The organism is Pseudoalteromonas sp. SM9913, from assembly GCF_000184065.1.
Taxonomy (GTDB): Bacteria; Pseudomonadota; Gammaproteobacteria; order Enterobacterales; family Alteromonadaceae; genus Pseudoalteromonas; species Pseudoalteromonas tetraodonis.
Map to the genome: position 1 here is coordinate 1735749 of NC_014803.1, position 25536 is coordinate 1761284.

General features: G+C 40.0%; 22 protein-coding genes. 4 read left to right on the forward strand and 18 right to left on the reverse strand.

The annotated features are described in order from the left end of the window. Nucleotide 1 precedes the first annotated feature (1 nt). From sucA to sdhC, 5 genes are all read right to left on the reverse strand, one after another. Complete coding sequence (gene sucA / locus PSM_RS07940) at nucleotides 2-2821, reverse strand: 2-oxoglutarate dehydrogenase E1 component (protein ID WP_013465010.1); 2820 nt, start codon at nucleotides 2819-2821, stop codon at nucleotides 2-4. Nucleotides 2822-2909: 88 nt separating this feature from the next. After that, nucleotides 2910-3626, reverse strand: a complete 717-nt coding sequence (locus PSM_RS07945; protein WP_008112091.1) for a succinate dehydrogenase iron-sulfur subunit — start codon at nucleotides 3624-3626, stop codon at nucleotides 2910-2912. Between the two features lie 10 nt (nucleotides 3627-3636). Beyond that, nucleotides 3637-5409: a succinate dehydrogenase flavoprotein subunit gene (sdhA, locus tag PSM_RS07950; RefSeq protein WP_013465011.1), complete on the reverse strand. Its 1773-nt coding sequence runs from the start codon at nucleotides 5407-5409 to the stop codon at nucleotides 3637-3639. Beyond that, a complete protein-coding gene (gene sdhD, locus PSM_RS07955; protein WP_013465012.1) occupies nucleotides 5410-5757 on the reverse strand; it encodes a succinate dehydrogenase, hydrophobic membrane anchor protein in 348 nt (115 codons plus the stop codon). Continuing rightward, the gene (gene sdhC / locus PSM_RS07960; RefSeq protein ID WP_076916082.1) at nucleotides 5748-6125 is read right to left on the reverse strand and encodes a succinate dehydrogenase, cytochrome b556 subunit; all 378 of its coding nucleotides are present in this window, start codon (nucleotides 6123-6125) and stop codon (nucleotides 5748-5750) included. Before sdhC ends, sdhD begins: the two co-directional genes overlap by 10 nt. A gap of 406 nt (nucleotides 6126-6531) precedes the next feature. Between sdhC and PSM_RS07965 the strand changes: the two genes are divergently transcribed. The 3 genes from PSM_RS07965 (at nucleotide 6532) to PSM_RS07975 (ending at nucleotide 9585) form a co-directional block, all read left to right on the forward strand. Beyond that, nucleotides 6532-7818, forward strand: coding sequence for a citrate synthase (locus PSM_RS07965; protein WP_013465014.1), 1287 nt, complete (start codon nucleotides 6532-6534; stop codon nucleotides 7816-7818). Between the two features lie 111 nt (nucleotides 7819-7929). Further along, complete coding sequence (locus tag PSM_RS07970; RefSeq protein WP_013465015.1) at nucleotides 7930-9156, forward strand: aminotransferase class V-fold PLP-dependent enzyme; 1227 nt, start codon at nucleotides 7930-7932, stop codon at nucleotides 9154-9156. A gap of 12 nt (nucleotides 9157-9168) precedes the next feature. Continuing rightward, on the forward strand, nucleotides 9169-9585 hold the full coding sequence (locus tag PSM_RS07975) for a SufE family protein (RefSeq protein WP_013465016.1): 417 nt from the start codon (nucleotides 9169-9171) through the stop codon (nucleotides 9583-9585). A gap of 36 nt (nucleotides 9586-9621) precedes the next feature. Here PSM_RS07975 and tcdA read toward each other — a convergent pair whose 3' ends face one another. From tcdA to PSM_RS08010, 7 genes are read right to left on the reverse strand one after another with little or no spacing between them, the layout of a single operon-like run. Further along, nucleotides 9622-10419, reverse strand: a complete 798-nt coding sequence (gene tcdA / locus PSM_RS07980; protein WP_013465017.1) for a tRNA cyclic N6-threonylcarbamoyladenosine(37) synthase TcdA — start codon at nucleotides 10417-10419, stop codon at nucleotides 9622-9624. Then, complete coding sequence (locus PSM_RS07985; RefSeq protein WP_016900375.1) at nucleotides 10420-11100, reverse strand: TIGR01621 family pseudouridine synthase; 681 nt, start codon at nucleotides 11098-11100, stop codon at nucleotides 10420-10422. Then, the gene (kdsB, locus tag PSM_RS07990; RefSeq protein WP_013465019.1) at nucleotides 11093-11857 is read right to left on the reverse strand and encodes a 3-deoxy-manno-octulosonate cytidylyltransferase; all 765 of its coding nucleotides are present in this window, start codon (nucleotides 11855-11857) and stop codon (nucleotides 11093-11095) included. Before kdsB ends, PSM_RS07985 begins: the two co-directional genes overlap by 8 nt. Next, entirely contained in the window at nucleotides 11845-12042 is a 198-nt protein-coding gene (locus tag PSM_RS07995) for a Trm112 family protein (protein ID WP_008112074.1), read from the reverse strand. Before PSM_RS07995 ends, kdsB begins: the two co-directional genes overlap by 13 nt. Next, nucleotides 12032-13012: a tetraacyldisaccharide 4'-kinase gene (gene lpxK / locus PSM_RS08000; protein ID WP_013465020.1), complete on the reverse strand. Its 981-nt coding sequence runs from the start codon at nucleotides 13010-13012 to the stop codon at nucleotides 12032-12034. Before lpxK ends, PSM_RS07995 begins: the two co-directional genes overlap by 11 nt. Next, nucleotides 13009-14754, reverse strand: coding sequence for a lipid A export permease/ATP-binding protein MsbA (msbA, locus tag PSM_RS08005; RefSeq protein WP_013465021.1), 1746 nt, complete (start codon nucleotides 14752-14754; stop codon nucleotides 13009-13011). The genes lpxK and msbA overlap by 4 nt, the downstream gene beginning before the upstream one ends. Before the next feature lie 60 nt (nucleotides 14755-14814). Then, nucleotides 14815-17082 carry a DNA internalization-related competence protein ComEC/Rec2 gene (locus tag PSM_RS08010; RefSeq protein ID WP_013465023.1) on the reverse strand — a complete coding sequence of 756 codons (2268 nt, stop codon included), beginning with the start codon at nucleotides 17080-17082 and terminating at the stop codon, nucleotides 14815-14817. Between PSM_RS08010 and PSM_RS08015 the strand changes: the two genes are divergently transcribed. Beyond that, on the forward strand, nucleotides 17062-17568 hold the full coding sequence (locus tag PSM_RS08015) for a DUF2062 domain-containing protein (RefSeq protein ID WP_013465022.1): 507 nt from the start codon (nucleotides 17062-17064) through the stop codon (nucleotides 17566-17568). The genes PSM_RS08010 and PSM_RS08015 overlap by 21 nt on opposite strands. 97 nt (nucleotides 17569-17665) lie before the next feature. Here the strand turns inward: PSM_RS08015 and PSM_RS08020 are convergent, their stop codons facing one another. From PSM_RS08020 to pyrD, 6 genes are all read right to left on the reverse strand, one after another. Then, nucleotides 17666-19405: a DUF3466 family protein gene (locus PSM_RS08020; protein ID WP_013465024.1), complete on the reverse strand. Its 1740-nt coding sequence runs from the start codon at nucleotides 19403-19405 to the stop codon at nucleotides 17666-17668. A gap of 11 nt (nucleotides 19406-19416) precedes the next feature. Next, complete coding sequence (gene uup / locus PSM_RS08025; protein ID WP_013465025.1) at nucleotides 19417-21330, reverse strand: ATP-binding cassette ATPase Uup; 1914 nt, start codon at nucleotides 21328-21330, stop codon at nucleotides 19417-19419. Nucleotides 21331-21345: 15 nt separating this feature from the next. Continuing rightward, entirely contained in the window at nucleotides 21346-21585 is a 240-nt protein-coding gene (locus PSM_RS08030; protein ID WP_016900376.1) for a glutaredoxin family protein, read from the reverse strand. Continuing rightward, nucleotides 21578-23695 (reverse strand): bifunctional 23S rRNA (guanine(2069)-N(7))-methyltransferase RlmK/23S rRNA (guanine(2445)-N(2))-methyltransferase RlmL, encoded by a 2118-nt coding sequence (gene rlmKL, locus PSM_RS08035; protein WP_013465027.1) that lies wholly within the window; start codon nucleotides 23693-23695, stop codon nucleotides 21578-21580. The genes PSM_RS08030 and rlmKL overlap by 8 nt, the downstream gene beginning before the upstream one ends. A gap of 90 nt (nucleotides 23696-23785) precedes the next feature. After that, complete coding sequence (locus PSM_RS08040; protein WP_013465028.1) at nucleotides 23786-24316, reverse strand: cell division protein ZapC; 531 nt, start codon at nucleotides 24314-24316, stop codon at nucleotides 23786-23788. 131 nt (nucleotides 24317-24447) lie between these two features. Next, on the reverse strand, nucleotides 24448-25458 hold the full coding sequence (gene pyrD / locus PSM_RS08045; RefSeq protein ID WP_013465029.1) for a quinone-dependent dihydroorotate dehydrogenase: 1011 nt from the start codon (nucleotides 25456-25458) through the stop codon (nucleotides 24448-24450). Nucleotides 25459-25536 lie beyond the last annotated feature (78 nt).

Here is a 25536-nt window from a genome sequence, read left to right on the forward strand (position 1 = left end):
CTTATCCTTTCTTTTCTATAGTAAGCGCGTCGGCAACGAGCGCTTGTTGTTCTTTAGTATGTACTGACATATATCCACATGCAGGAGATGCTGATGCCTTACGGCCTGCATATTTCAATTTTGCACCTTGTGGAATTGCATCAACAAAGTGATGTTGTGAACAGTACCAAGCGCCTTGGTTTTGCGGCTCTTCCTGACACCACACAAAATCAGTAACGTGTTGGTAACGTTCAATAATTGCTTTCATTTCGTCATGTGGGAACGGGTAAAGCTGCTCAACACGAACAATTGCAATATTGTCTTGCTCAAGTTTACGACGCTCTTGTAATAGTTCGTAGTAAACTTTGCCGCTACAAAATACAACACGTTCTACTTTCTTAGCATCAATCTCATCAATTTCATCAATGATGTTGTGGAATACACCCTCAGAAAGCTCTTCTAGCGATGACGTTGCAAGTGGATGACGTAGCAATGATTTAGGTGTCATTACAATCAGTGGACGACGCAGTGGTCTAACTGATTGACGACGTAACATTGCGTACACTTGCGCCGGTGTTGATGGCACACATACTTGCATGTTGTGATCAGCACAAAGCTGTAAAAAGCGTTCTAGACGAGCCGAGCTGTGCTCTGGACCCTGACCTTCATAGCCATGAGGTAACAAACACGTTAAGCCACATAAGCGACCCCACTTTTGCTCACCTGAACTTAAGAACTGGTCAAATACCACTTGTGCACCATTAGCGAAATCACCAAATTGTGCTTCCCACAATACTAATGAAGTCGGCTCTGCAGTTGCATAACCATATTCAAATGCTAATACCGCTTCTTCAGACAGTACCGAATCAAAAACTTCAAACGTACCTTGGTCTTCACTAAGGTTCTGTAATGGTAAATACGTTGCACCATCTTTTTGACTATGAACAACCGCATGACGGTGGAAGAAGGTACCACGGCCTGAATCTTGTCCAGTTAGACGAATATCAGTGCCTTCAGCTGCAATAGTTGCATACGCTAAAGTTTCTGCCATACCCCAATCAAGTGGTTTTTCGCCAGCAGCCATTGCTTTACGATCATCGTATATTTTTTTAACACGAGATTGTGCTTTGTACTCTTCTGGGTAACTTGCAACTATGTTACCAAGTTCTTTAAGCTTTTCTACCGAAACGCTAGCATCGTAATCAACACTCCATTCATGGCCTACATACTTAGCCCAATCTGAAGAGTGTGATGTTTCTGGCTGTATTTCTTCAACAACACAGTTGCCATCGTCTAAACCATTACGGTAATCATCAGCAAGCGCTTTCACTTCATCTTCTGTGAAAGAACCTTCAGAAATCAGCTGATCCGCGTAGATTAAACGAGGTACTGGGTGTTTTTTAATTTTTTGGTACATGATTGGCTGTGTAGCGTTAGGCTCATCAGCCTCGTTATGACCATGGCGACGGTAACAAACAAGGTCAATCACAACGTCACGTTTAAACTGATTTCTAAAATCAAGCGCGAGTTGAGTTACAAAAGCAACCGCTTCAGGATCATCAGAATTTACGTGGAAAATTGGCGATTGAACCATTTTTGCGATATCAGTACAGTAATCAGTTGAGCGTACATCGTCTTTTTTACTTGTTGTAAAACCAACTTGGTTATTAACAACAATACGGATACTACCGCCACAACTAAATGCATTAGTTTGCGATAAGTTAAACGTTTCTTGAACAACACCCTGACCTGCAATTGCTGAGTCGCCGTGGATAGTGATTGGAAGTGCTTTGCTGCCTGTTTTGTCATTAAGACGATCAAGACGTGCACGCACAGAGCCCATAACCACCGGATTTACGATTTCTAAATGCGACGGGTTAAACGCAAGTGCCATGTGCACGTTGCCACCTTTAGTCTCGAAATCTGATGAATAACCCATGTGGTATTTAACATCACCTGAGCTTAACGTTTCTTTGTGCTTGCCAGCAAACTCATCAAAAAGTTCTGATGGATTTTTGCCTAGCACATTAACGAGAACATTTAAGCGACCACGGTGGGCCATACCAATAACGGCTTCTTTTTGGCCACTTTCACCGGCACGGTGAATAAGCTCTTTTAACATAGGCACTAACGCATCGCCACCTTCAAGTGAGAAACGCTTAGCACCCGGGAACTTAGCCCCTAAATATTTTTCAAGACCATCAGCCGCTGTTAATCCCTTGAGGATTCGTAGCTTTTCATTTTTATCAAATTTTGGCCTAGACTGAACAGACTCTAAACGCTGTTGTAACCAACGCTTTTCTTCTGTTGATGTGATGTGCATATACTCGGCGCCAATAGAACCACAGTAAGTGGTTTTTAGTGCTTGGTATAACTCACCTAAAGGCATAGTATCGCGGCCAACGGCAAACGATCCTACGTTAAATTCGCGGTCAAAGTCAGCATCCGATAAGTCGTGGTACTCTAGCTCTAAATCTCGTACACGTTCTCGTTGCCAAATACCTAGTGGATCTAGGTTTGCATTTTGGTGTCCACGAAAACGGAAAGCATTAATAAGTTGCAGTACTTTAACCTGTTTAAGGTCGCCACCACTGCCCTCTGCTACCACTACTTCTCTATGCTTGTTTTTAGCAAGCGCCGCAAATTGTGAACGAACTTCTGAATGTTTTACTTCAACATCCACACCATCTACTTTTGGTAACTGTTCGAACACTTCTCGCCATTCTTCTGGCACCGAAGTCGCATCGTCTAAATACGCTTCATAAAGCTCTTCAACATAAGCAACGTTACCGCCGTTTAAATGTGAAGATTCTAGCCATGCCTTCATCACACCTTCGTGCATTTATAAGCCCTTTTTTTTTAGCGCAGAAATTAATAGTTATATAACAAGATGGCTAATAAATTATTAGCCATCTTTCGTCTACTAGAAATTAAACCGAGCGGTTTAATAACATAGATTTTATTTGTCCAATTGCTTTGGTCGGATTAAGACCCTTAGGACAAACGCTAACACAGTTCATGATACTGTGGCAACGGAACACACTGAATGCATCGTCTAAGTCAGCTAAACGCTCTTCTGTTGCTGTGTCTCGGCTATCAGCTAAGAAACGGTAAGCATGAAGAAGGCCTGCTGGACCTATAAACTTATCTGGATTCCACCAGAAAGAAGGACACGATGTAGAACAACATGCACATAAAATACACTCGTAAAGCCCATCTAATTTATCACGTTCTTCGATAGATTGAAGACGTTCACCTGCAGCAGGCTCATCATTAATTAGATACGGTTTTACTTTTTCGTATTGAGTGTAGAACTGACTCATGTCAATAACAAGGTCTCGAACAACAGGAAGTCCAGGTAATGGACGCACTACGATTTTACCTTTGCCATTTTTTTGCAGCGTAGATAAAGGAGTAATACATGCTAAACCGTTCTTACCATTCATGTTTACGCCGTCTGAACCACACACGCCTTCACGGCATGAACGACGAAACGATAGTGTAGGATCTTGCTCTTTTAATAGTAAAAGTGCATCCAATACCATCATGTCTTGGCCTTCCTCAGTTTGCAAAGTGTAATCTTGCATACGAGGTGCGTTATCAACATCCGGATTGTAACGATAAACTGAAAATTGTACTTGTGCCATCGTCTCGCTCCTAGTAGGTACGTGCTTTAGGTGGGAAAGCTTCACGTGTTTTAGGCTCGTAGTTTACTTTACGCTTGCTCATTTCATCCGTTACCGGATTAAATACTGAGTGACATAACCAGTTTTCGTCATCACGATCTGGGAAGTCAAAGCGAGAGTGTGCGCCACGGCTTTCAGTACGGAAGTTTGCAGCTACTGCAGTTGAGTAAGCTGTTTCCATTAAGTTGTCTAGTTCTAAACATTCAATACGCATGGTGTTAAAGTCTGATGATTTGTCATCAAGACGCGCGTGCTGTAAACGTTCACGGATTTCTTTAAGTTCAGTAAGACCTGTAGCCATTGAGTCACCTTCACGGAATACCGAGAAGTTAAGCTGCATACATTGTTGTAGGTCTTTCTTGATTTGAACTGGGTCTTCGCCTTGACCAGCTGTTGAGTTTTCCCAACGGTTAAAGCGCGCAAGAGACGCTTCTAGGTCAGACTCTGAAGCTGCTTTAGAAATTTCAACGTCATTTAGGTATTTACCTAAGAAGTTACCTGCTGCACGGCCAAATACAACTAAGTCAAGTAATGAGTTACCACCTAAGCGGTTAGCACCATGTACAGATACACAGGCAATCTCACCAACAGCAAATAAACCTTGTACTACTTTTTCGTTGCCAGCAGCATCGATATTAAGTACTTGACCATTTACGTTTGTTGGCACACCACCCATCATGTAGTGACATGTTGGGATAACTGGAATCGGTTCTTTTGCAGGGTCAACGTGAGCAAATGTTTTAGCAAGATCACATACACCTGGAAGACGTAAGTTAAGCGTTTCTTCGCCTAAGTGGTCAAGTTTCAACTTAAGGTGAGGACCCCAAGGACCATCACAACCACGACCTTCACGAATTTCTGTCATCATTGAACGAGCAACAACGTCACGAGACGCTAAATCTTTAGCATTTGGTGCATAACGTTCCATGAAGCGTTCGCCATCTTTATTTAAAAGATAACCACCTTCACCACGACAACCTTCAGTTACTAGCGTACCAGCGCCAGCTATACCTGTCGGGTGGAACTGCCACATTTCCATGTCTTGCATAGAAATACCAGCACGTGCAGCCATACCAACACCGTCACCGGTATTGATGTGAGCATTGGTTGTTGATGCGAAAATACGACCTGCACCACCTGTCGCTAACACAACTGCTTTTGATTTGAAGAAAGTGATTTCACCTGTTTCAATTTCAATCGCTGTACAGCCTACTACATCGCCATTATCGTTTTTAACTAAATCAAGTGCATACCATTCTGAGAATACATTGGTTTTGTTTTTAACGTTTTGTTGATAAAGAAGGTGTAATAATGCATGACCCGTACGGTCAGCTGCTGCTGCAGTACGCGCAGCCTGTTCACCACCAAAGTTTTTCGATTGACCACCGAAAGGACGTTGGTAAACACGGCCATTTTCAAAACGCGAAAATGGTAAGCCCATGTTTTCTAATTCAGTAATAGCTTCTGGGCCAGTTTGACACATGTATTCGATAGCGTCTTGGTCACCGATAAAATCAGAACCTTTAACGGTATCATACATATGCCATTCCCAGTTATCTTCATGCGAGTTACCTAACGCTACTGTAATACCGCCTTGAGCAGATACAGTGTGTGAGCGTGTCGGGAAAACTTTAGAGATTAGCGCACATGTTTTGCCAGATTCAGTAATAGCAAGAGCAGCGCGCATACCTGCACCACCGGCACCAATTACTACGGCGTCAAATTCACGAACAGAATATTTCACTTAAACACCCCATAAAACGATTAAACCCACAGCTACGTAAGCAACAGCCATTAGGTTTAGTACAAAGCCTAAAAAAGCACGCAATTTAGCGTTCTTTACATAGTCGGTAAGAACCTGCCAAAGGCCGATACGGGTATGAACCATAATGCAAACTAGGGTGATTAACGTTGCCCCTTTCATTGCTAGGTTTGAGAATAGGCCTGTCCAGGCTTCATATGTGACTTCTGGCATTGCTAAAAAATAGCCAATAATAAAGATTGCATACGCGCTGATTATTAATGCCGTTGTGCGTAAAGATACAAAATCTTGTACGCCATCACGTTTAAGAGTTGCTTGATTTAAGACCATATCCACACCCCTGCCAATACAGCAAACACAACGCCAAGTGCCATCGCAATTTTAGCGCTAGTATTGCCTGATTCAAGTTCTTCCCAATGCCCCATATCCATAATAATGTGACGGATACCACCGATAAGGTGATAACCCAATACAGAAAGGGTGCCCCAAGCTATAAATTTGGCAATGAATCCGTTAAACAGACTCTTGACGAATTCAAAACCTTCAGCTGAAGAAAGAGACTCTGACCAAGCCCAAATGACAAACGTTAAAGCAAAAAATAATGCAACACCGGTGACGCGGTGAAAAATTGAAGCTTTAGCCGTTGCCGGCATAGATATAGTTGTTAGATCTAGATTTACAGGTCTTTGCTTTTTCACAGTTACTTGCCCATCTTGCCCGCAGTGGGGCTCATCTACTTGTTTTTCTAAAACCCACCAAATGTTTCTGGTGGAACTATCAAAATAAACGTATTGATACTAATAAAGTTCACTTTTTATGAAAATTATTATGTAAAAAAAAGTTTACCCAAATACAAATTGGTTAAAAACCTCCGTTAGTATATATAGCCGGAGACTCTTTTACAATTCTTGTTTACTTTGAGTCGTTTGCGAATTAGCCAATGGTATAATATTCAATCTATACCGAATATTTATTATACATATGTGCATAATACTTATAAAAATTGACTTTATACCCCTCTTTCACGTTAAAATGTAAAGATGTGCTTAGAATAGATTTTAGAATATAAAAATCAGAATAGTTATCTTAATAGGAGATACATAGATGGCAGATAAGAAAGCCACAGTCCATATTGATGGGCTAGATCCAATCGAACTTCCAATTTATCAAGGTACTGCTGGCCAAGATGTAATTGACGTACGTACACTCGGCTCACATGGTCACTTTACTTATGACCCAGGTTTCATGTCGACTGGTTCTTGTGAATCTACCATCACTTACATCGATGGTGGCAAGGGTGTTTTATTACACCGTGGTTACCCAATCGAACAGTTAGCAGAAAGCTCTAACTACGTTGAGTTATGCTACTTACTATTAAATGGTGAGTTACCAACTAAAGAGCAATACGATGATTTCGCTACAAAAATCACTCGTAGCACTATGCTAGATGAAAAAATCGCAAACTTCTTCCAAGGTTTCCGTTTTGACGCTCACCCTATGGCGATGCTATGTGGTGTGGTTGGTGCTTTATCTTCTTTCTACCATGAAGATCTGGATATCACTGATGCAGTTCAACGTAAAACAAGCGCTATTAAATTAGTTGCTAAGTTACCAACAATTGCAGCAATGGCGTACAAAACAAACATCGGTCAACCATTTGTATACCCACGCAATGACTTAAGCTATGCAGAAAACTTCTTACACATGATGTTCTCTGTGCCTGCTGAAGAATACAAAGTAAACCCTGTCACAGCTAAAGCAATGGATAAAATCTTCATGCTTCATGCTGACCATGAGCAAAATGCATCAACGTCTACAGTACGTTTAGCAGGTTCTTCTGGTGCTAACCCTTATGCATGTATTGCTGCTGGTATTGCATCACTTTGGGGCCCTGCTCACGGCGGTGCTAACGAAGCATGTTTAAACATGTTAGAAGAAATTGGCTCAGTTGATCGCATTGACGAATACGTAGCAAAAGCAAAAGATAAAGCGGACCCGTTCCGTCTTATGGGCTTTGGACACCGTGTTTACAAAAACTTCGATCCTCGTGCAACAGTAATGCGTCAAACATGTCATGAAGTGTTAGCAGAGCTAAACATTCAAGATCCATTACTTGATATCGCAATGAAACTAGAGCAAATTGCACTTGAAGACCCGTACTTTGTTGAGAAGAAACTTTACCCTAATGTAGATTTCTACTCAGGTATTATCTTAAAAGCAATCGGCATCCCTACCAGCATGTTCACTGTAATCTTTGCAATGGCACGTACTGTAGGTTGGATCTCACACTGGGACGAGATGCTTTCTCAACCTGGCCACAAGATCAGCCGTCCACGTCAGCTTTACACAGGTGAAACACACCGTGATTATAAAGCAACTGACAAGCGCTAAGCATTAAGTTAGTTTAAAAGGCCGCCTCTGCGGCCTTTTTTATTACATGTTACTTGAGAATTATCTTAAACAGATTACAATTCCTGCCCACTTGATTAACTTTATGAGCCTATGTCTGTGTCCTCGTTTGATCCTAAAAAAATCCGTAATGACTTTCCTACTCTAAATCAGACAATCAATGGCTACCCTTTGGTTTATTTAGACTCAGCAGCAACAACACAAAAACCACAATGCGTGATTGACGCTACCACAGAGTTTTACACCTTACAGAATGCAAATGTTCATCGCGGACGTCATACGCTGAGTGAGCAAGCTACAGCGGCTTATGAGCAAGTACGTCAACGCGTTGCCGATTATTTTCAGGTAACCAGTAGCGAAATTGTCTGGACCAAAGGTGCCACTGAAGCGATTAACTTAGTTGCTCATGGTTTAAGAAATACATTAACAGCTGCTGACACTATTTTAATTAGCCCAATCGAACACCACGCTAATATCGTGCCGTGGCAAGAACTGGCAGCGCAAACCGGGGCAACATTAAAAACTTTACCACTTAACGCAGATGCTACATTTGATATAGCACAGTGTTGTGAAGTGATTAAGCGCACCAACCCTGCACTACTGGCTATTACTCACGCCTCTAATGCACTAGGCAATATTACTGATTTAGCCCCCTTAATAGCCTCAGCGAAGGCGGTAGGTGCGCTAACCTTAGTGGATGGCGCACAAGGGGCGCTGCATTTAAGACCGGATTTAAAAAAGCTCGATTGTGATTTTTACGTGTTTTCTGCTCATAAAATGGTGGGGCCAACAGGGCTAGGCGGTTTATATGGCCGTTATACAACCCTAAATGCACTATCGCCTTATCAAACAGGCGGTGAAATGATTGAGAAAGTAACCTTAACGCACAGTACTTATCGTGACGCTCCTGCTAAATTTGAAGCAGGAACGCCAAATATAGCCGGCGTTTTAGGTTTTGGCGCTGCACTTGAGTATTTAATGGCGCTTGATCTGCAAACATTACAGCACTATGAACAGCAGTTGTTTATTTATGCAGCGAACGCATTGAGCAAAATAGACGGTATTATTATCTACAGCAATCTCAAATCGAATATTGGCACACTTTGCTTTAATTATAAAAATGAACATCCTTATGATCTGTCAACTTTACTTGACGGCTATGGTGTTGCTGTACGAAGTGGTCATCATTGTACCCAACCTTTAATGAGTCATTTAGACCTAAATGGCTCACTGAGAGCGAGTTTTGCTTTTTATAATACGACTAAAGATGTAGACCAATTTATTGCCGCACTCAAAGAATGCATTGCTTTATTAGACTAATTTGGATAAATAATGACACACACATATCAACTCGTAACTAAAAGTATTCAAAGCAGTAGTAGCTGGCAACAAAAGTACCGTGAAATTATGTTACTCGGTAAAACGCTGCCACCTTTAGCCAATATATTAAAAACAGATGATGCGTTAGTGCCAGGCTGTGAGAGTAAAGTATGGATGTTTGTCGAGTTTGACCTAACCGAGAATGCACTGGTTGTAATTGGAGACTCTGATACTCGCATAGTAAAAGGATTATTAGCGTTAATTTTAGCCCTGTATAACGGTTTAACACCCGAAGAAGTGTTAGCAGTAAATGCTTATGATGAATTTGAAAAGCTTGGCTTAATCAGTCATTTGAGTGCGTCAAGGGGTAATGGAGTAAAAGCCATGGTTGAAACAATACAAACCATGGCCAAACAAAAAGCGCTTTAAGCGCTTTTTAAATACTATTAAACCAAAACACTTTATCTAAGTATTTAGACGCGCACGCTTGTCTAAGTATTTTCGAACCGCTTTAGCGGCAACAAAAAAACCAAAACTACCGGTGATCATCGTCACTGAGCCAAAGCCATTATTACAATCCATATTCATACTGCCATCTGCATTTTGTTTCGCATGGCACACACTGCCATCACTGCCAGGATAAACAAGCTGCTCTGTTGAATACACACAGTCAATATTAAATTTACGTTTTGGATTAGAGCTGAAATTATACTGCTTACGCAAAATATAGCGCACCTTTGCAAGCAATGGATCTTGAGTCGTTTTTGCCACATCTCCAAATGTAATTTGACTTGGATCAGTTTGCCCACCTGCACCGCCCGTGGTAATTATAGGCATTTTATTACGCTTACAGTGCGCGATTAACGCCGCTTTTTCTTTTACAGCATCTATACAATCTATTAAATAATCAAAACCTTGAATATGTTCTTGAATATTATCAAGGGTAATAAAGTCATCAATAACATTAACTATACACTCAGGGTTGATAAGCTCGCAGCGTGCCTTCATGGCGTCCACTTTTGCTTCCCCAATAGTGCCTGTTAACGCATGAATTTGACGATTAACATTGGTTGCGCATATATCATCTAAATCTATTAGAGTAATTTTGCCCACGCCGGTGCGCGCTAATGCTTCTGCAGTCCAGCTGCCTACGCCACCTATACCAACAACACAGAAATGTGCCTGTTGTAACCATTCAAATTGCTGTTGACCATATAGTCGTTTAATACCACCAAAGCGGATATCAGTTACTTGTTCACTCATTTACCAATCCAATTTCCAAGGCGTTTGCCAAGAATCAAAATCTTGATGTTTAATTAATTGCGCATATTCCACTCCACACTCTGGCAACAGAGTGTGTTGTATTTGTTCCCCAGCCCACTCAAAGTCCAACGCAAATGCATGCAAATAGGTGCGATCAGCGGCACTCCCAGAATAACTAGCATCGCCTAATATAGCGGCACCTATACTCTTTAATGCCACCCTAAGCTGATGGGTTTTTCCCGAATAGGGTTTTAATAGGTAAGCTCTAAAACCGCTTTTAAAGCTAAACGAATAAAAACGTGTAATAGCGGGGTTACTCTGTGAGTTTAATAATTTATACGTGCCACGGCGAGACTTAGCCATATCACCTTTAACCCAGCCTTGCTTTTTTTTAGGCTTAGAATCACTTACAGCTAAATAAAATTTATTAATAGTATGCTCAGTAAACATCTGGGTAAACTTTGCCGCAGCGTCTTTATGCCGCGCTAATATGATCAGCCCTGAAGTCACTTTGTCTAGACGATGAACCGCAAACAATTTTTCGTTTAGTTGTTGCTCAGCAAGAAACACAAAACCAGGGCTTTCTTCTGAATGAAAATTAAGCCCTGCAGGTTTAGTTATAATATAAAAATCATCGTGCGTGTATTGCACCTTTAACACAGGCGTATCTGCTTTATTCACGCGCTTTACTTTGAATATGCGCAACGACTTTAGCTAAATCCTCTGGTGTATCAACCCCAGCATGAGGGGTCACCAGCGTTTGCTCTATTTTAATCGCATAGCCATGGTAAAGCACCCTTAGCTGCTCTAGTGATTCTAAAACTTCTAATGGTGATACCGATAATTGAATATATTGCTTTATAAACCCTGCGCGATACGCGTAAATACCCACATGGCGTTGAAAAGGCGCTAAATTAAGTGGTTGCTGCTCTGCCATCATAGCACTTCTATCAAATGGAATGCTGGCTCTTGAAAAGTACAAAGCATTTTTATTAATATCGCTGACCACTTTAACCGCGTTAGGGTTAAACACCTCATCACGCTCTTCAATGGCAACACTTAGGGTTGCCATAGGCGCGGTTGATTGCGCTAATAATGTAGCCACTTGTGACACGTTATCAGGGGATAATAATGGTTCATCGCCCTGCACATTAACTACGATAGTATCTTCTGATAAATTTAGTAAATCAACGACTTCTGCTAACCGTTCAGTCCCTGATTGATGATCCTCTCGAGTCATCAATACATCATTGGTAAAGTGTTTAGCCGCATCAAATACTTTTTGATGATCGGTGGCAATAACCACTTTACTCGCTCCCGACAAACACGCTTTTTCATAGACATGTTGGATCATTGGCTTGCCACAAATATCAGCAAGTGGCTTACCTGGCAAACGAGTAGAAGCGTAACGCGCAGGAATAACTACTACGAATTCCACTTTTCTACCTCTTCAAGAGACAATTCTCGGGCTTCATTTTCAAGTAATACTGGAATATCATCGCGTACAGGATAAGCAAGCTTTGCAGCTGTACTTATCAGCTCTTGGTTTTCTTTATCAAAGCGCAACTTACCTTTACACACGGGGCAAGCAATAATTTCGAGTAACTTCGTATCAAAGGCCATGATGGATCCCTTTTTCTTTTAATAGTAAATTTAATGTGTTTATTACCGCCGCTGTTGGTTGAGCATCAACAGGCAGGTAATACCAATTAGGCTTTGCAAAATCACGGCATTTAACCGCATCTTTTTCTGTCATTAATACACAGTCATCGCCAAATTGAGCGAAATCATCAGCGCTATAAGCATAATGATCGCGAAAATGATGTGTAGACAGTAATTTAATACCTTGTGCTTGCAGTGAAGCCTCAAAACGACCTGGGTTACCAATAGCACTCACCGCATGCGCAGCCTTTAAAGGCGTCGTTATATCCGTGTTATCGGCAACGCGTTTAATAACCGATGGCTGCAAGCGATAACTAAACTCACCCTCAGAGCCATTTTCAATTACTACGTCTACGCTCTTTAATCGAGAGACGGTTTCGCGCAGTGGCCCTGCGGGCATTAGCAAACCATTACCAAATTTTCTTTCGCTATCAACAATACAACATTCTATGCTGCGTGCCATTTTGTAATGCTGCATGCCATCATCAGAAATGATCACATCAAGCTTAAAGTTTGCGTTGAGCTTTTCTATATTGTGTTGCCTATTAGGGCCAACCACTAATGGGCACTGTAAACGGTTAAATAAAAGCACCGGCTCATCACCAGCCTCTCGTGTAGTCGTTTGTGCAGTAACCAATAACGGGTAATGAGTTGCTTGCCCGCCGTAACCTCGACTAATTAAACCAACGGATAAACCTTGGGCGATTAAGTGATCATGCAGCCATAATACAAATGGGGTTTTACCATTACCGCCAACGCTTATATTACCAACCACAATAACCGGTGTTTTGCTGATAAACGATTTAAAAATGCCAAACTTATAGCAATATCTACGCAGCAAAGAAATACAGCCAAAAATAGCGGACAGTGGTAATAGCAATAACGTAATTAAGCTAAAAGGTTTATACCAGCTTTGCTCTATTTTACTCACCCTTGCTCACCAAACTGCATTTTGCATAACGCAGAATAAGTGCCATCGTTAGCAAGTAAATCTGTATGGGTACCACTTTCAATAACTTGACCACTGTCTATTACATAAATGCGGTCACTATTTTCAATAGTCGATAACCTATGCGCAATTACAATAGACGTTTTGTCTTTCATTAATGTATCGAGGGCATGTTGAATGAGTTTTTCTGATTCAGTATCCAGCGCCGAGGTCGCTTCATCTAAAATTAAAATTGGTGCATCTTTTAATATTGCGCGAGCAATCGCGATACGTTGACGCTGACCACCTGAAAGCATCACCCCATTTTCACCAACCATAGTGTTAAGTTGCTCCGGTAAATCTTTAACAAACTCCCACACATGAGCTTGTTTAGCCACAGCATGAAGCTCTTCCATCGATACATCGCGTTGGAGGCCATAACAAATATTATTTGCAATCGTGTCATTAAAAAGCACCACTTGCTGCGATACTAAAGCAAATTGACGACGTAAATCGGTGAGCTTATATTCATTTAAAGCAATACCATCCAGTAATATTTCACTGGGCGCTTCTAAATCATAATAGCGAGGTAATAAGTTTGATATGGTGGATTTACCCGAGCCTGAGCGGCCAACAAGCGCAATGCTCTCGCCCGCTTTAATAGTCATAGACAAATTATTTAATACCGGCTCGTCTTTGGTTGGGTATTTAAAGGTGACATTTTTTACCTCAATATGACCTTTAACTTTATCAACCGATAAGGTGCCCGTGTCTTTTTCTATTTCTTCATCTAGCACTAAAAATACACTCTGCGCAGCTGAAATACCGCGTTGTAAATCGCTGTTCACATTGGCAAGCTGTTTTAACGGGCGTAGTAACATCATCATCGAAGAAATGAGCACTACAAAATCCCCAGAGCTAATACTGTCTATCATTGAGGGCATAGACACCACCCATAAAATAACGGCCATTGCACTGGCGGCTAAAATTTGAATGATAGAGACACTTAACGCCTTAGTCGCATCCATTTTGATACGTTGCTGGCGATTATGATTATTAATTTTAGAAAATTGATCGATTTCTTGAGTTTGACCACCAAAGCCGTGGATCACTTTGTGACCACTGAGCATTTGCTCTGAGCTGCGGGTAACTTGCCCCATCGCAGACTGAATATTTTTAGATATATGACGAAAACGTTTAGATACCACCGCCACTATAATAGCCACTAATGGAATAATAACTAAAAAGATTAACGATAATTGCCAGCTGGTATAAAACATAACTGCAAGTAAAAACACCACAAAAGCGCCTTCACGAACTACAATAAGCAATGCTTTGGTAATCGCTTGCTGTACTTGCTCTGTATCAAAGGTAATTTTTGAAATAAGGTCGCCAGTCGAGTTTTTATCATGAAACGATACTGGCAAATGTAATATATGCTCAAATAGTTCTTGGCGAAGCGCACGCACTACCTGCGAACCAACATAGCTTAAACAGTACGATGACATAAAATTAAATACGCCACGCCCGATCACCAACGCAATAACCACAAATGGCGCATAAGTAAGTACCTGACTATTACGCTCATTTAAACCTTCATCGATAAACGGCTTCATCAGTTGGATAAATAATGCATCCATACCTGAATAACCTATCATTCCAATAATTGCGACGATGGCAACCGACTTATAGGCACCAACGTAAGAAACAAGCCGTTTATAAATTTGTGTAGTACTTTGATCCATAACACTCTCTAAAACCACTGACAGCCTCTATTGTATCCTTAGCAACAGCAAAACAAAACGTCAATCTTTGATAAACCAATAACTTTCCTGCGCCCTCGCTGTAGTAAGCTCAAGGTGCTTAGCATAAAAATCAACTCTAACTTGTCCTACATCACCGGTGCTATATTGTTTGGCGTTTATTTTATTGTAACGCTCAACTACCGCTTTACTTGGAAATTGCCACTGACCTTGATAGGCACTTGAATGAATCACAATCGTTGGGTTTACTGCCTTAATAAACTCGTCACTCGAGGAGCTGTCACTGCCGTGGTGTGGGCTTATCAAAACGGTACTTTGTAAATCATCTTCCTTTTTAATTAATTGAGACTCTCGCGTCTTTGATATGTCACCGGTAAGTAGCACACTATAGTTTGCAGCTGAGATTTTAACGATACAGGAATTATCATTACTATTATTAAATTCCTCTTTAGTAAAGGTTTTAATACTCAACCCATGAAAATCGCGTGTTGTTGCTATACAGTCGTTATATACACCATTTGGATGAAAATAATCAAAACTCCATGCATAACCGGCCGCTTTAAAATGCGCAACACCTCCGGCATGATCGTTATCTTGATGACTGACAATCGCGGTACTTACCGTTAGATTATGGGCGTCAATATAGGGTAGTAATACACTAGGCACACGACTAAAGCGATTAAAGTAACTCGGGCCAAAATCATAAATAAACGCATGTTTGTCTTTTTTTATCAGTACCATTAGGCCATGGCCTACATCAAATACGTTCAACTGCCAAAGACTAGATTGCGTAAAATAATAATTAGACAGTAAAGTCAAAAGCGGAATACACGCCAGTACGCGAAGCTCAATAAAATAAAGTAAAGGAACGACACTATAAAGCAGCACCACAGTGGTTATACTTACCTGACCAACATTAAGCCAACGTATGTGCTGCGGTATTGCCAGCAACATTTGATAAATATAGGTCAGTGGAAAATCATACAACACAATAAACGCATGCCAGTCGGTTAATAACCCCAGCAACACACTTAAAAATAAAGCAGGCATTAATACAAAAGATAAAATGGGAATAGCGACAAGATTTAAAACTAAACCTGCTAAACTCACGCCATTAAAAAAGTATAATGACAGCGGTAATAAGCCAATAAATAATCCCAGTTGAATAATAAAAAGAGTGCGAATATTGGCTAACAATGAATGACCTCGCAGCGGAAACTGTTTTAAAACCATAAAAATAATACATACCGCTAAAAAGGAAAAATACAGGCCAGGATTAAGCAAACTAAATGGATTAACCGCTAGAATAATAACCAACGCATATAAAATACTTCGCCATCTAAGCGCTTGCTTCGCTAAATAATAAAGCAACAAATAACAACCCAACATAATTAAGGCGCGGGTTGCCGAAATAATGAAATCACTCAAGTAAACATAAATAAAAGCGGCAACAAAGCCAGCAGCGCTATAAAAAATAGCAATATTTAATGATTGATTTAGTTCAGGCTTAATCAACTTAAGTAAACAGCGCACTGCAAAATAACAAAAGCCGAAAACCAAAGAGATATGCAATCCAGAAATAGCCAGTAAATGACTTAACCCAAGACTTTGCATTAATTGTTTATGCTCAAAGGTCATTAACGACTTGTCTCCAGTTAAGAGCACATAATATAGCCAATTAAGTTCAGCACTACTTACGAGCTTTTTGACATAAGTCCGGTAAGCCGCGATATGATTATTTTGTGGACGGTTGTAAATCGCTAACTGCTTATTTAATACTGTACCTTTAAACGCTATTTTTTGTGTAAAGGCATAGAGTTGACTGTCGAACACAGTAAAATTTTTAATCCCCCTAAAATTTTTTAACCTAACTTGAGCAGTAAAAGCATCACCTGGCTGAATAGGTTGTGTTGAATTAATACTTAATAAGGCATTAGGTGCTCTAAACTGACTATATTCGCTATCTTCCAAACGGGTTATTTTCACTTTTACGTATTGTGGAGGGGTTGAAGAAATGACCTCTTCGACAACAACATTGACAGAATATGCGTATTTTTCGTGCTGATTAGGTAATTCAAATGAATAAAACAAGATAAAATGTGCTGCTACACAGCAAATACCGAAAATAAAGCCTAACAATACAGTTAAAAACGGCTTAAAATACGTGCTCACAATGAGGATTGAAATTGTGATAACTGTAAATTCAAGGGTTTGGTAATAAAATACGGTAACAACAACTCCGATAACAAACCCAAGACTCATCCACACAGAAGTAAATGGTTGCTTTAAATGGCTAAAAAAACGATCCAACGGTTTTTACCCGATCCAAATAAAATTAGACATCACAAATCGCTAAGAATATTTGGCCGTCTTTTACATGATGCTAACCTTTGGCATTTAAATAGACGTTCGGCACGAGGTGCTTTTGCTGTTGGGCTCTTTTTTGCTTTCATCCCTGTTCCTTTTCAAATGGTGCTCGCGGCTGCCGCAGCGATAATTTTGAGAGTTAATTTACCCATTTCTGTTGCGCTAGTTTGGATCACTAATCCACTGACTATGCCGCCAATTTTTTACGGCTCCTACCTTGTTGGTACATTAGTACTTAATCAACCAGAACAACACTTTGCGTTCGAAGCCAGTTGGGCATGGTTTATAGAAAGCTTAACGACAATTGGCCCTGCATTCTTAGTCGGTTCTTTGGTATGCGCCTCTATCGCCAGTGTCATTGGCTACTTTGGAATAGATCTAATTTGGCGCCGCTCTGTAAGGCGGGCATGGGGAATGAGAAATAATTAGCCTCTCTTCCTTTAAATGCTTACATTACTATAGACAAAAAAAACCCAACTTAACAAGTTGGGTTTTTTAGTCGTTCTGTTTAACGATTTAAGCTCATTTAAAATCTAAATACACGTCTTAAACCAACAAGTGGTAGTAATAATAAACCAAACCAAGAAAAGCTCGCAGAACTGCGTTCGTAAAATTCAGCATCTGGGGCTTTACAATTCTCAACTTCACCATTAGGGATAGGCGAAAGTTTTACCGCAACGGCTACACTTTCATACTCAATATTACCATTTACATCGGTAACAACTCCGCCCAATGAATTTCGTTTTTCAACTGTTTTAGTTGCAACACCAAATACTTCGTTGTTTTCATTAATCGATTTAGCTTCTACCATTTTATAGCTGAAACTGGTTTCACCATCACTGTCATAACAAGGCAGCAATTTATTTAGGTTAGTGATCTTGTCATCGCCAATTTTATAAATGAAGGCTTCTGAACGACGAGTGTTCTCAGATTCACCAATTTCACCTTCACCAACAATGTAACCTTGATTATTAATGTCATTTGCATATGAGCTTGAGCTTATAAAGTAACCTTCAGGAAACACGGTCGTGTTTGTATTTATATCATGGTAAAAAAGTTTGTTTCTTAGCGTGCCTTCTATTCGCTTGGTCGCATAACCTACAACAATATCGTTATCGTTGATAGCAAATGCTTTACCACTTTGCCAGTCATCTCTTTGTTCAATAAAATCAACCACTTCACCATCTTTAAAGTAAACTGGCATCGTTAAAATTGTGGAATCTCTATCAAAGTAACGGGTATTAGAAAAACCGGCCGCAACGCCATTTTTATTAACCGCTAATGCATTACTAATAAATGGGTTACTGTCTTCATCTTCTTTTGGTGTCAGCGCTAAACCTAACAATTCTGTTGAGGTTACATTATAGGCACTATCTAATGTCCACTTAACCGCTGTTTTATTAAATAAACCACGTGTGTTACGACTATTAATTGATTCAATACACGTCATTACAGGTTCATCAAGACCATCACAATTATCAGCAATTAAGGTTTGTCTCTCTGTAGGGATACTCACTGATACATTACCAACAACAACGTAACCCGTGTCAGTGGCAACAATATCAGACGCTTTACTCGTCCCACCATGTTCAGTAAATTCTGGAACAAGCGGCACTTCTACACCGCCTTCAGAAATTAAAATACCACGTTCTATAAACTCTCGGGTAAACCAAGTTTCTTCTTCAGTTTCACCATCTGGTGTAAAAGTGATTTTATCAAACGGTGCACTGCCCCAACCTACGGTCGTACCGTCCTGTGCAACAGCATTATAAAAGTTGCTGGTCGATCGCGTTAATCCATCATAATCAACCGAAGCCACATCAAACAAAGATTGCTCTGTAATTACACCACTGTTGTAATTTGTAGCAACAATTGAGCTAATTTTTTGATATTCAAAGTTAGCAGATAAGTTTGACAAGAAACGAACCATAAAAGTATGCGCATCAGCATTGGTATAAATAGCGTCGTTGTTTTCGATGTCATCAAGTGTAAACGTAATTTCTTTGTCACTTAGTTCAAATGAATTTACTTCATTAGTATAAGCGTTCTTAATTAAACTATCGGTAAAATCAATATAACTAATATCAATTGGGATATTGTATAAGCCATTAGCAAGCCCAATGACATGTCCGTTTTCACTCACATCGGTAACATAAGTATGTTTTGCGTTTTCAAAGTTACCTAACTCCGTTAACGCATAGGTAGCACTTAATGCCGATGTACTCAGTGTTGCTAAAACACTGGCCGCGAGTAATTTATATTTCATTTTATTCCTTACTACTGATTCTTTAATTCTTCAAGTTCTTCCCAACGCTCAAAAGCGGCTTCAAGGTCAGACTCAAGTTGGGCTAAATGGTTCAATTCCTTAGCTGTTACATCACTGTCTTGCTTGAAAAAGTCTTCGTGACTTACTCGTTCTTGTTGTTTTTCAAGCTCAGCTTCAAGTTGTTCCATTTTATTAGGTAGTTGCTCTAGTTCAAGTTTTAATTTGTAAGAGAGTTTATTTGCTTTGTTATTACTTTTAACTGGCGTTGGCTCTGTTTTTTCAACTTTTTTGACTGGCTGCTTTTGCAACTCTTTGTGCTGCTCCGCCAAATAGTTGGTATACGCTTCATAATCACTGTAGCCACCAACTATATCAGTGACTTTGCCGTTACCTTCAAATGCCCATACACTCGAACACGTATTATCAATAAACTCACGGTCATGGCTAACTATCAGCACAGTACCTTGGTATTGATTGATGATATCTTCTAGTAACTCTAACGTTTCTATGTCTAAGTCGTTGGTAGGCTCATCAAGAACCAATATATTGGATGGCTTTAAGAATAACTTAGCCAGAAGTAATCTATTTTTTTCACCACCTGAGAGCGCTTTTACGGGGGTACGAGCACGTGCTGGCGGGAACAAAAAGTCTTGTAAATAACCTAATACATGGCGAGAACGCCCGCCCATCATGACCTCTTGCTTACCCTCAGCTACGTTATCTTGAACGGTCGCTTCTTCATCGAGCTTTTCACGGTATTGATCAAAATAAGCAAATTCTAAATTAACACCTTGCTTTATTTCGCCACTGTCAGCTTTTAAATCACCAAATAGTAATTTTAATAGTGTTGTTTTACCAATGCCGTTAGGGCCGACTAACCCAATACGGTCACCACGCATAACCAAAGTAGAGAAGTCATCAGCAATGATTTTATCTTTAAATGCATGGTGTAAGTGTTTCGCTTCAAACACTAATTTACCTGAACGATCAGCCGTTTCAATATTGAAATCGGTTTTGCCTACTTGATCAACACGCTTTTTACGCTCATTACGTAATTGTTTAAGCTCACGAACACGCCCTTCGTTACGCGTACGACGCGCTTTAACACCTTGGCGGATCCACGCTTCTTCTTCCGCTAAACGCTTATCGAACAATGCATTTTGCGTTTCTTCCACTTTTAAATCATGCGCTTTTTGTTCTAAGTAAGTGGCATAATCACCTGGATAAGAAATTAGTTTACCGCGATCTAAATCTAAAATACGTGTTGCAACGGCGCGAATAAAAGCACGGTCATGCGATATAAATACAATCCCGCCTTTAAACTCTTTTAAAAATTGCTCTAACCACATTACACTTGTCATATCTAAGTGGTTGGTAGGCTCATCGAGTAATAATAAATCAGGCTCGCTCACTAGCGCACGCGCAAGTGCAACTTTACGTAACCAACCACCAGAAAGTGATTCTAGTTTTGCATCGGGGGTTAATTCTAGTTGGGTTAAAACCAGTTGAATACGGCTATCAAAACGCCAGCCATCAGCTGCTTCTAACTTATTTGATAAGCGCTCTAGTTTGTTGAGTAACTGATCAGTACAATCTGTTTGCAATTGTGTACTTACATGATGAAAATCAATCAGTAAGTTAGCAATTTCAGGCATACCTTGGGCAACATAATCAAATACAGTGCCGCTTGCGCCTTTAGGCGGATCTTGTTCTAAACGCGATATTTTTAAACTACCGACTTGGTTTATTTCGCCGTCATCGAGTATTACTTGGCCATCTAAGACTTTCAGAAGCGTTGATTTTCCTGCACCGTTACGCCCTACAATACACACACGTTCACCGCTTTCTATAACCGCATCGGCATTATCTAATAATGGGTGCGTACCGTAGGCTAATTGTGCTTTTGAAATTCTAATTAAATCCATAATTAATCTTTACTCTTATTCTGCTTGCGCTAAAAACTGCTGCGCCTGAGGTGCAGTAAATGGCCAAAACAATTGCTGACCTTGTTGATTTTTTAAAACCGGAATACTGATTTGATACTCTAAAATTAATGAGTCATCGCTCATAATATCAATAAGTTGTAATTCATCAGCTGATGAAAGTAACGGCTTTAACAGTTGCTCTGCTTGCTCACACAAGTGGCAACCGTCTGTGTGATATAAAACCCACTTAGCCATGTTTAATTAACCAGCTATTATGAATTTTTTTATTACGTTTAAAATCGGGAGATAAGGTTTTTTCTGAAATATTTTCCGCTTTTAAGCCTAAGCCCATTAACCCTACTTCGTCCATCACAAAGCCGCGTTTATTGTTAGAAAATATAAGCGTACCCGATGGGCTCAATATTTTTTTAACCCAAGTTAACAGCTTAATGTGATCATTTTGTACATCAAACGCATCTTTCATTCGCTTAGAGTTAGAGAATGTTGGAGGGTCTAAAAAGATCAAGTCGTATTGTCCTTGTGCATGCTCTAGCCATTTTAAACAGTCGGCTTGCTCAAACCGATAACGCGTATTGCTAATATCGTTAAGCGCAAAGTTATCTTGCCCCCATTTTAGGTAGGTTTTAGATAAATCAACGGTAGTAATTGCTTTTGCACCGCCTAATGCAGCATGAACCGACGCTGTTCCCGTGTAGGCAAACAAATTTAAAAAGCGTTTATCTTTTGCATTTTCTTGAATGTAACGACGCGCAAGACGGTGATCTAAAAATAGTCCGGTGTCTAAGTAATCAAATAAGTTAACTTTAAACTTAGCACCAAACTCCTCTACCACCATGGTTCTGTTTTGCTTAGCCATCGGGGTATATTGTTCTTCACCTTTTTGCTTTTTACGTACTTTTACCGCAATGTTTTCAGGTGCAATATCCAGTTGTTGCGCTGTTAAGCTAATAACATCTTGCAAGCGTTTTTCTGAGGTTTTTTCATCAATTTCTTTTGGTGCTGCGTATTCAAAAATAACCGCTGAATCACCATAAATATCAACCGCAACGTTATATTCAGGAATATCTGCATCATACACGCGATAGGCATGTACTTGATTTTGCTTAAGCCAATTTTTTAAGCCTTGCTTATTCTTTTTCAAGCGATTAGCAAAAGCCATTGAGCCTTCAAAGTTTAAAGCCGGTTTGTCATCCGTGGTAAGACTCACTTGCTTGTCATCAAGTTGATACAAGTTTAATTCAACATCAAGTGGACCATTTTTAAATTTATAACGTTTTTGCTTCACCAATTTAAGCAGTTTAAACAAGCTTTCATCCATGCCTAATAAAGCTAGTTTCCAGTGGTTGAAGTGTTTTTTAAAGCCAACACCTAAACTACGATGTAAGTTAACCAGCTCAGCCATAGAGCCAATTCGCTCACCATAAGGTAAGTTAGAAATAACAACACCCGGCAATTTAGCAACCGCAGTCAATTTAGTTGCATCGCTTTGTTTAAACTTAATTACCGTATCAAGTTCTGCGCGCTGCGCATTGGCAATGGCTTTATCAAGGACATTTGCGTCGTAATCATGGCCAATTAGCCATAATTTAGGAACAGTAATATTCGCTAAAAGCTGCTCTTTAAGTTCTTTGAATTTTGCCACTCTAAAGCTTGGTAAACGTTCAAACGCAAAGCCTTCACGAAATAGACCTGGCGCTTCATTACGCGCCATTCCAGCGGCTTCAATTAAAATAGTACCAGCACCACAACATGGATCAAATAAAGGCTGATTAACATTTTCAAGCCAGCCACTGCGCTTAATAATCGCTGCAGCTAAATGTTCTTTAATTGGTGCTTTACCTTGACCTTGACGGTAACCACGCTCTGATAAACGCGGGCCTGAGTAATCAATATAAAGAGAAACACCATGGCGATTTAAACGTGCAACCACTCGCACATTGGCATCTTGCTTATCAACATTTGGGCGCTGTTCATACAGATCATTAAAATAATCAACAATCGCATCTTTAATCACTAACCCTGAAAACTGGGTATTTTTAAGCGAGTCGTTTGTGCCATTAAAGTCAACAGCAAAGGTTTGCGTAGGCCCAAACCACTCTTGCCAAGGTTGTAAGCGTGCAAATTTATACAAGCTGTCTTTGTCATTTACGCCTTCTTTTTCTTCAATAAGCATAAGTACACGCGTAGCAAAGCGTGTTGATAAACACACCTTTTGCGCTAGCAATGAGTCAGCCTCAAAGCGAACAGAACCCACAGTTTGTTTTGACACCGTAGCGCCAAGCTCTGTAAGTTCATCAACCAATAAATTTTCGATTCCGATAGAAGTAAGTGCGATAAATTGCAAAGTAAAAACCCTTAATAGCTAATTGCGCGGGATTATAACATAGGTTTGCGTACAAATACGCCATAAACACGGTGGGAAAACTAAATTAGATTAAGCGGTTTGACTATCGTACTGTGAGATAATAAGCGGGTGAACACGGTTGTTTAATACGCGGATCACTTCAAACTGTGAGAGTGATAAATTATCGTCAAGCGCAAAGGTTTCGCTTAAATTAATACACACAGAAGCATCAGGGCAATGCTCCACAATTAAAAACTCGCCAGTTTGAGATTCAGAGCTCAAGTTGATAACGGCTTCAGTACTAGGTGTTGTACCCGTGTAGGGTTTAAAAAACCAACTCTTAGCTAAAACGGGCTTTAATTGAAACTTAACCGCGGTGGCATTGAGCGCTATTTGACATAATTGCGCAGGATTCCATAAGTTAAACTGCTCGAGGTAATAATATACCTGCTCATAAAAAGCGGCGTCTTCTAAACTAAAGTAAGGGTTTTTAAAGGTGCAATCTGTTAATTGCCTTAGTTTATAAGGGGTGCATAGTTGCATATCGTCATTTAAATCAAGCAGTAAGCGGTTTTTTTCAGCACACGCTATCCACTGCCATTGCTTTGACGCTTGTAACATTTGCTCCTCCCTACTTAGTACTTAAAAAAATAAAATAAGACAATAAGCTTAGAGTATAGCTGCTTTTGACCATTTTTAAAACGTCTTTTTAGAACATTTATCGAACGATCAAAAGCTTACATAACTGATCCTTATAAGTCGTTAATGATCGACTTGACCAATTGTGGTCCTTTATAAATAAATCCAGTGTAAACTTGAATCAAATCAGCCCCTGCGTTCATCTTCTCTTTAGCCGATTGAACGTCATCAATACCGCCTACACCAATGATAGGTAATTGATTATTAGTTAAACGTTTTAGTTCAGAAACAATATGAGTTGAACGCTCTCTAACCGGAGCACCCGATAACCCTCCTGCTTCATCAGCATACTGCTGACCTTGCACTAGGCTACGCTCAAGGGTGGTATTTGTGGCAATCACACCATCAATTTTATTCGTTAATAGTGATTCGCTCACTTGTTCAATTTGAATAGGATCTAAGTCTGGCGCAATTTTAACCAGCATAGGTACATTTTTATTATGCTTGGCAATTAAATCTAACTGCTCATTTTTTAAACTTTGCAATAGGTCATCTAATGCTGCGCCATATTGTAAGTCACGCAATCCTGGTGTATTCGGCGATGAAATATTGACGGTTATGTAAGATGCATACTCAAACACTTTTCGCATACAGTGAATGTAATCATCTTTGCCTTGTTCATTCAGCGTATCTTTATTTTTACCAATATTAATACCTAAAATGCCATCATACTTTGCTGCTTTTACGTTATTTACTAGATTATCAACGCCTTTATTATTAAAGCCCATGCGATTAATAATTGCATTCGACTGTGGCAATCTAAACATACGAGGCTTATCGTTACCTGCTTGTGGACGCGGTGTTACTGTGCCTACTTCGACAAAACCAAACCCCATTTGGGCGAATGCATCAATACACTCGGCATTTTTATCAAGACCAGCGGCAAGCCCTACGGGATTTTTAAATTCGAGGCCTAAAAAGTTCACAGGCTTATTTGCCACGCTTTGTGACCACGCGGCACTTAACGGTGTATTAGCAAAGCGACGTAAGTTATTAAGAGCAAAATCATGGGCCCACTCCGCATCACGGGTAAACATAAAACGGCGAGCTAAATCGTAAAACATGAATATAATCCTCTTAAAGTTGTAGACAAAAAAATACCTCAGACAAGGCTGAGGTATTATATAACAAAAAACTGTTTA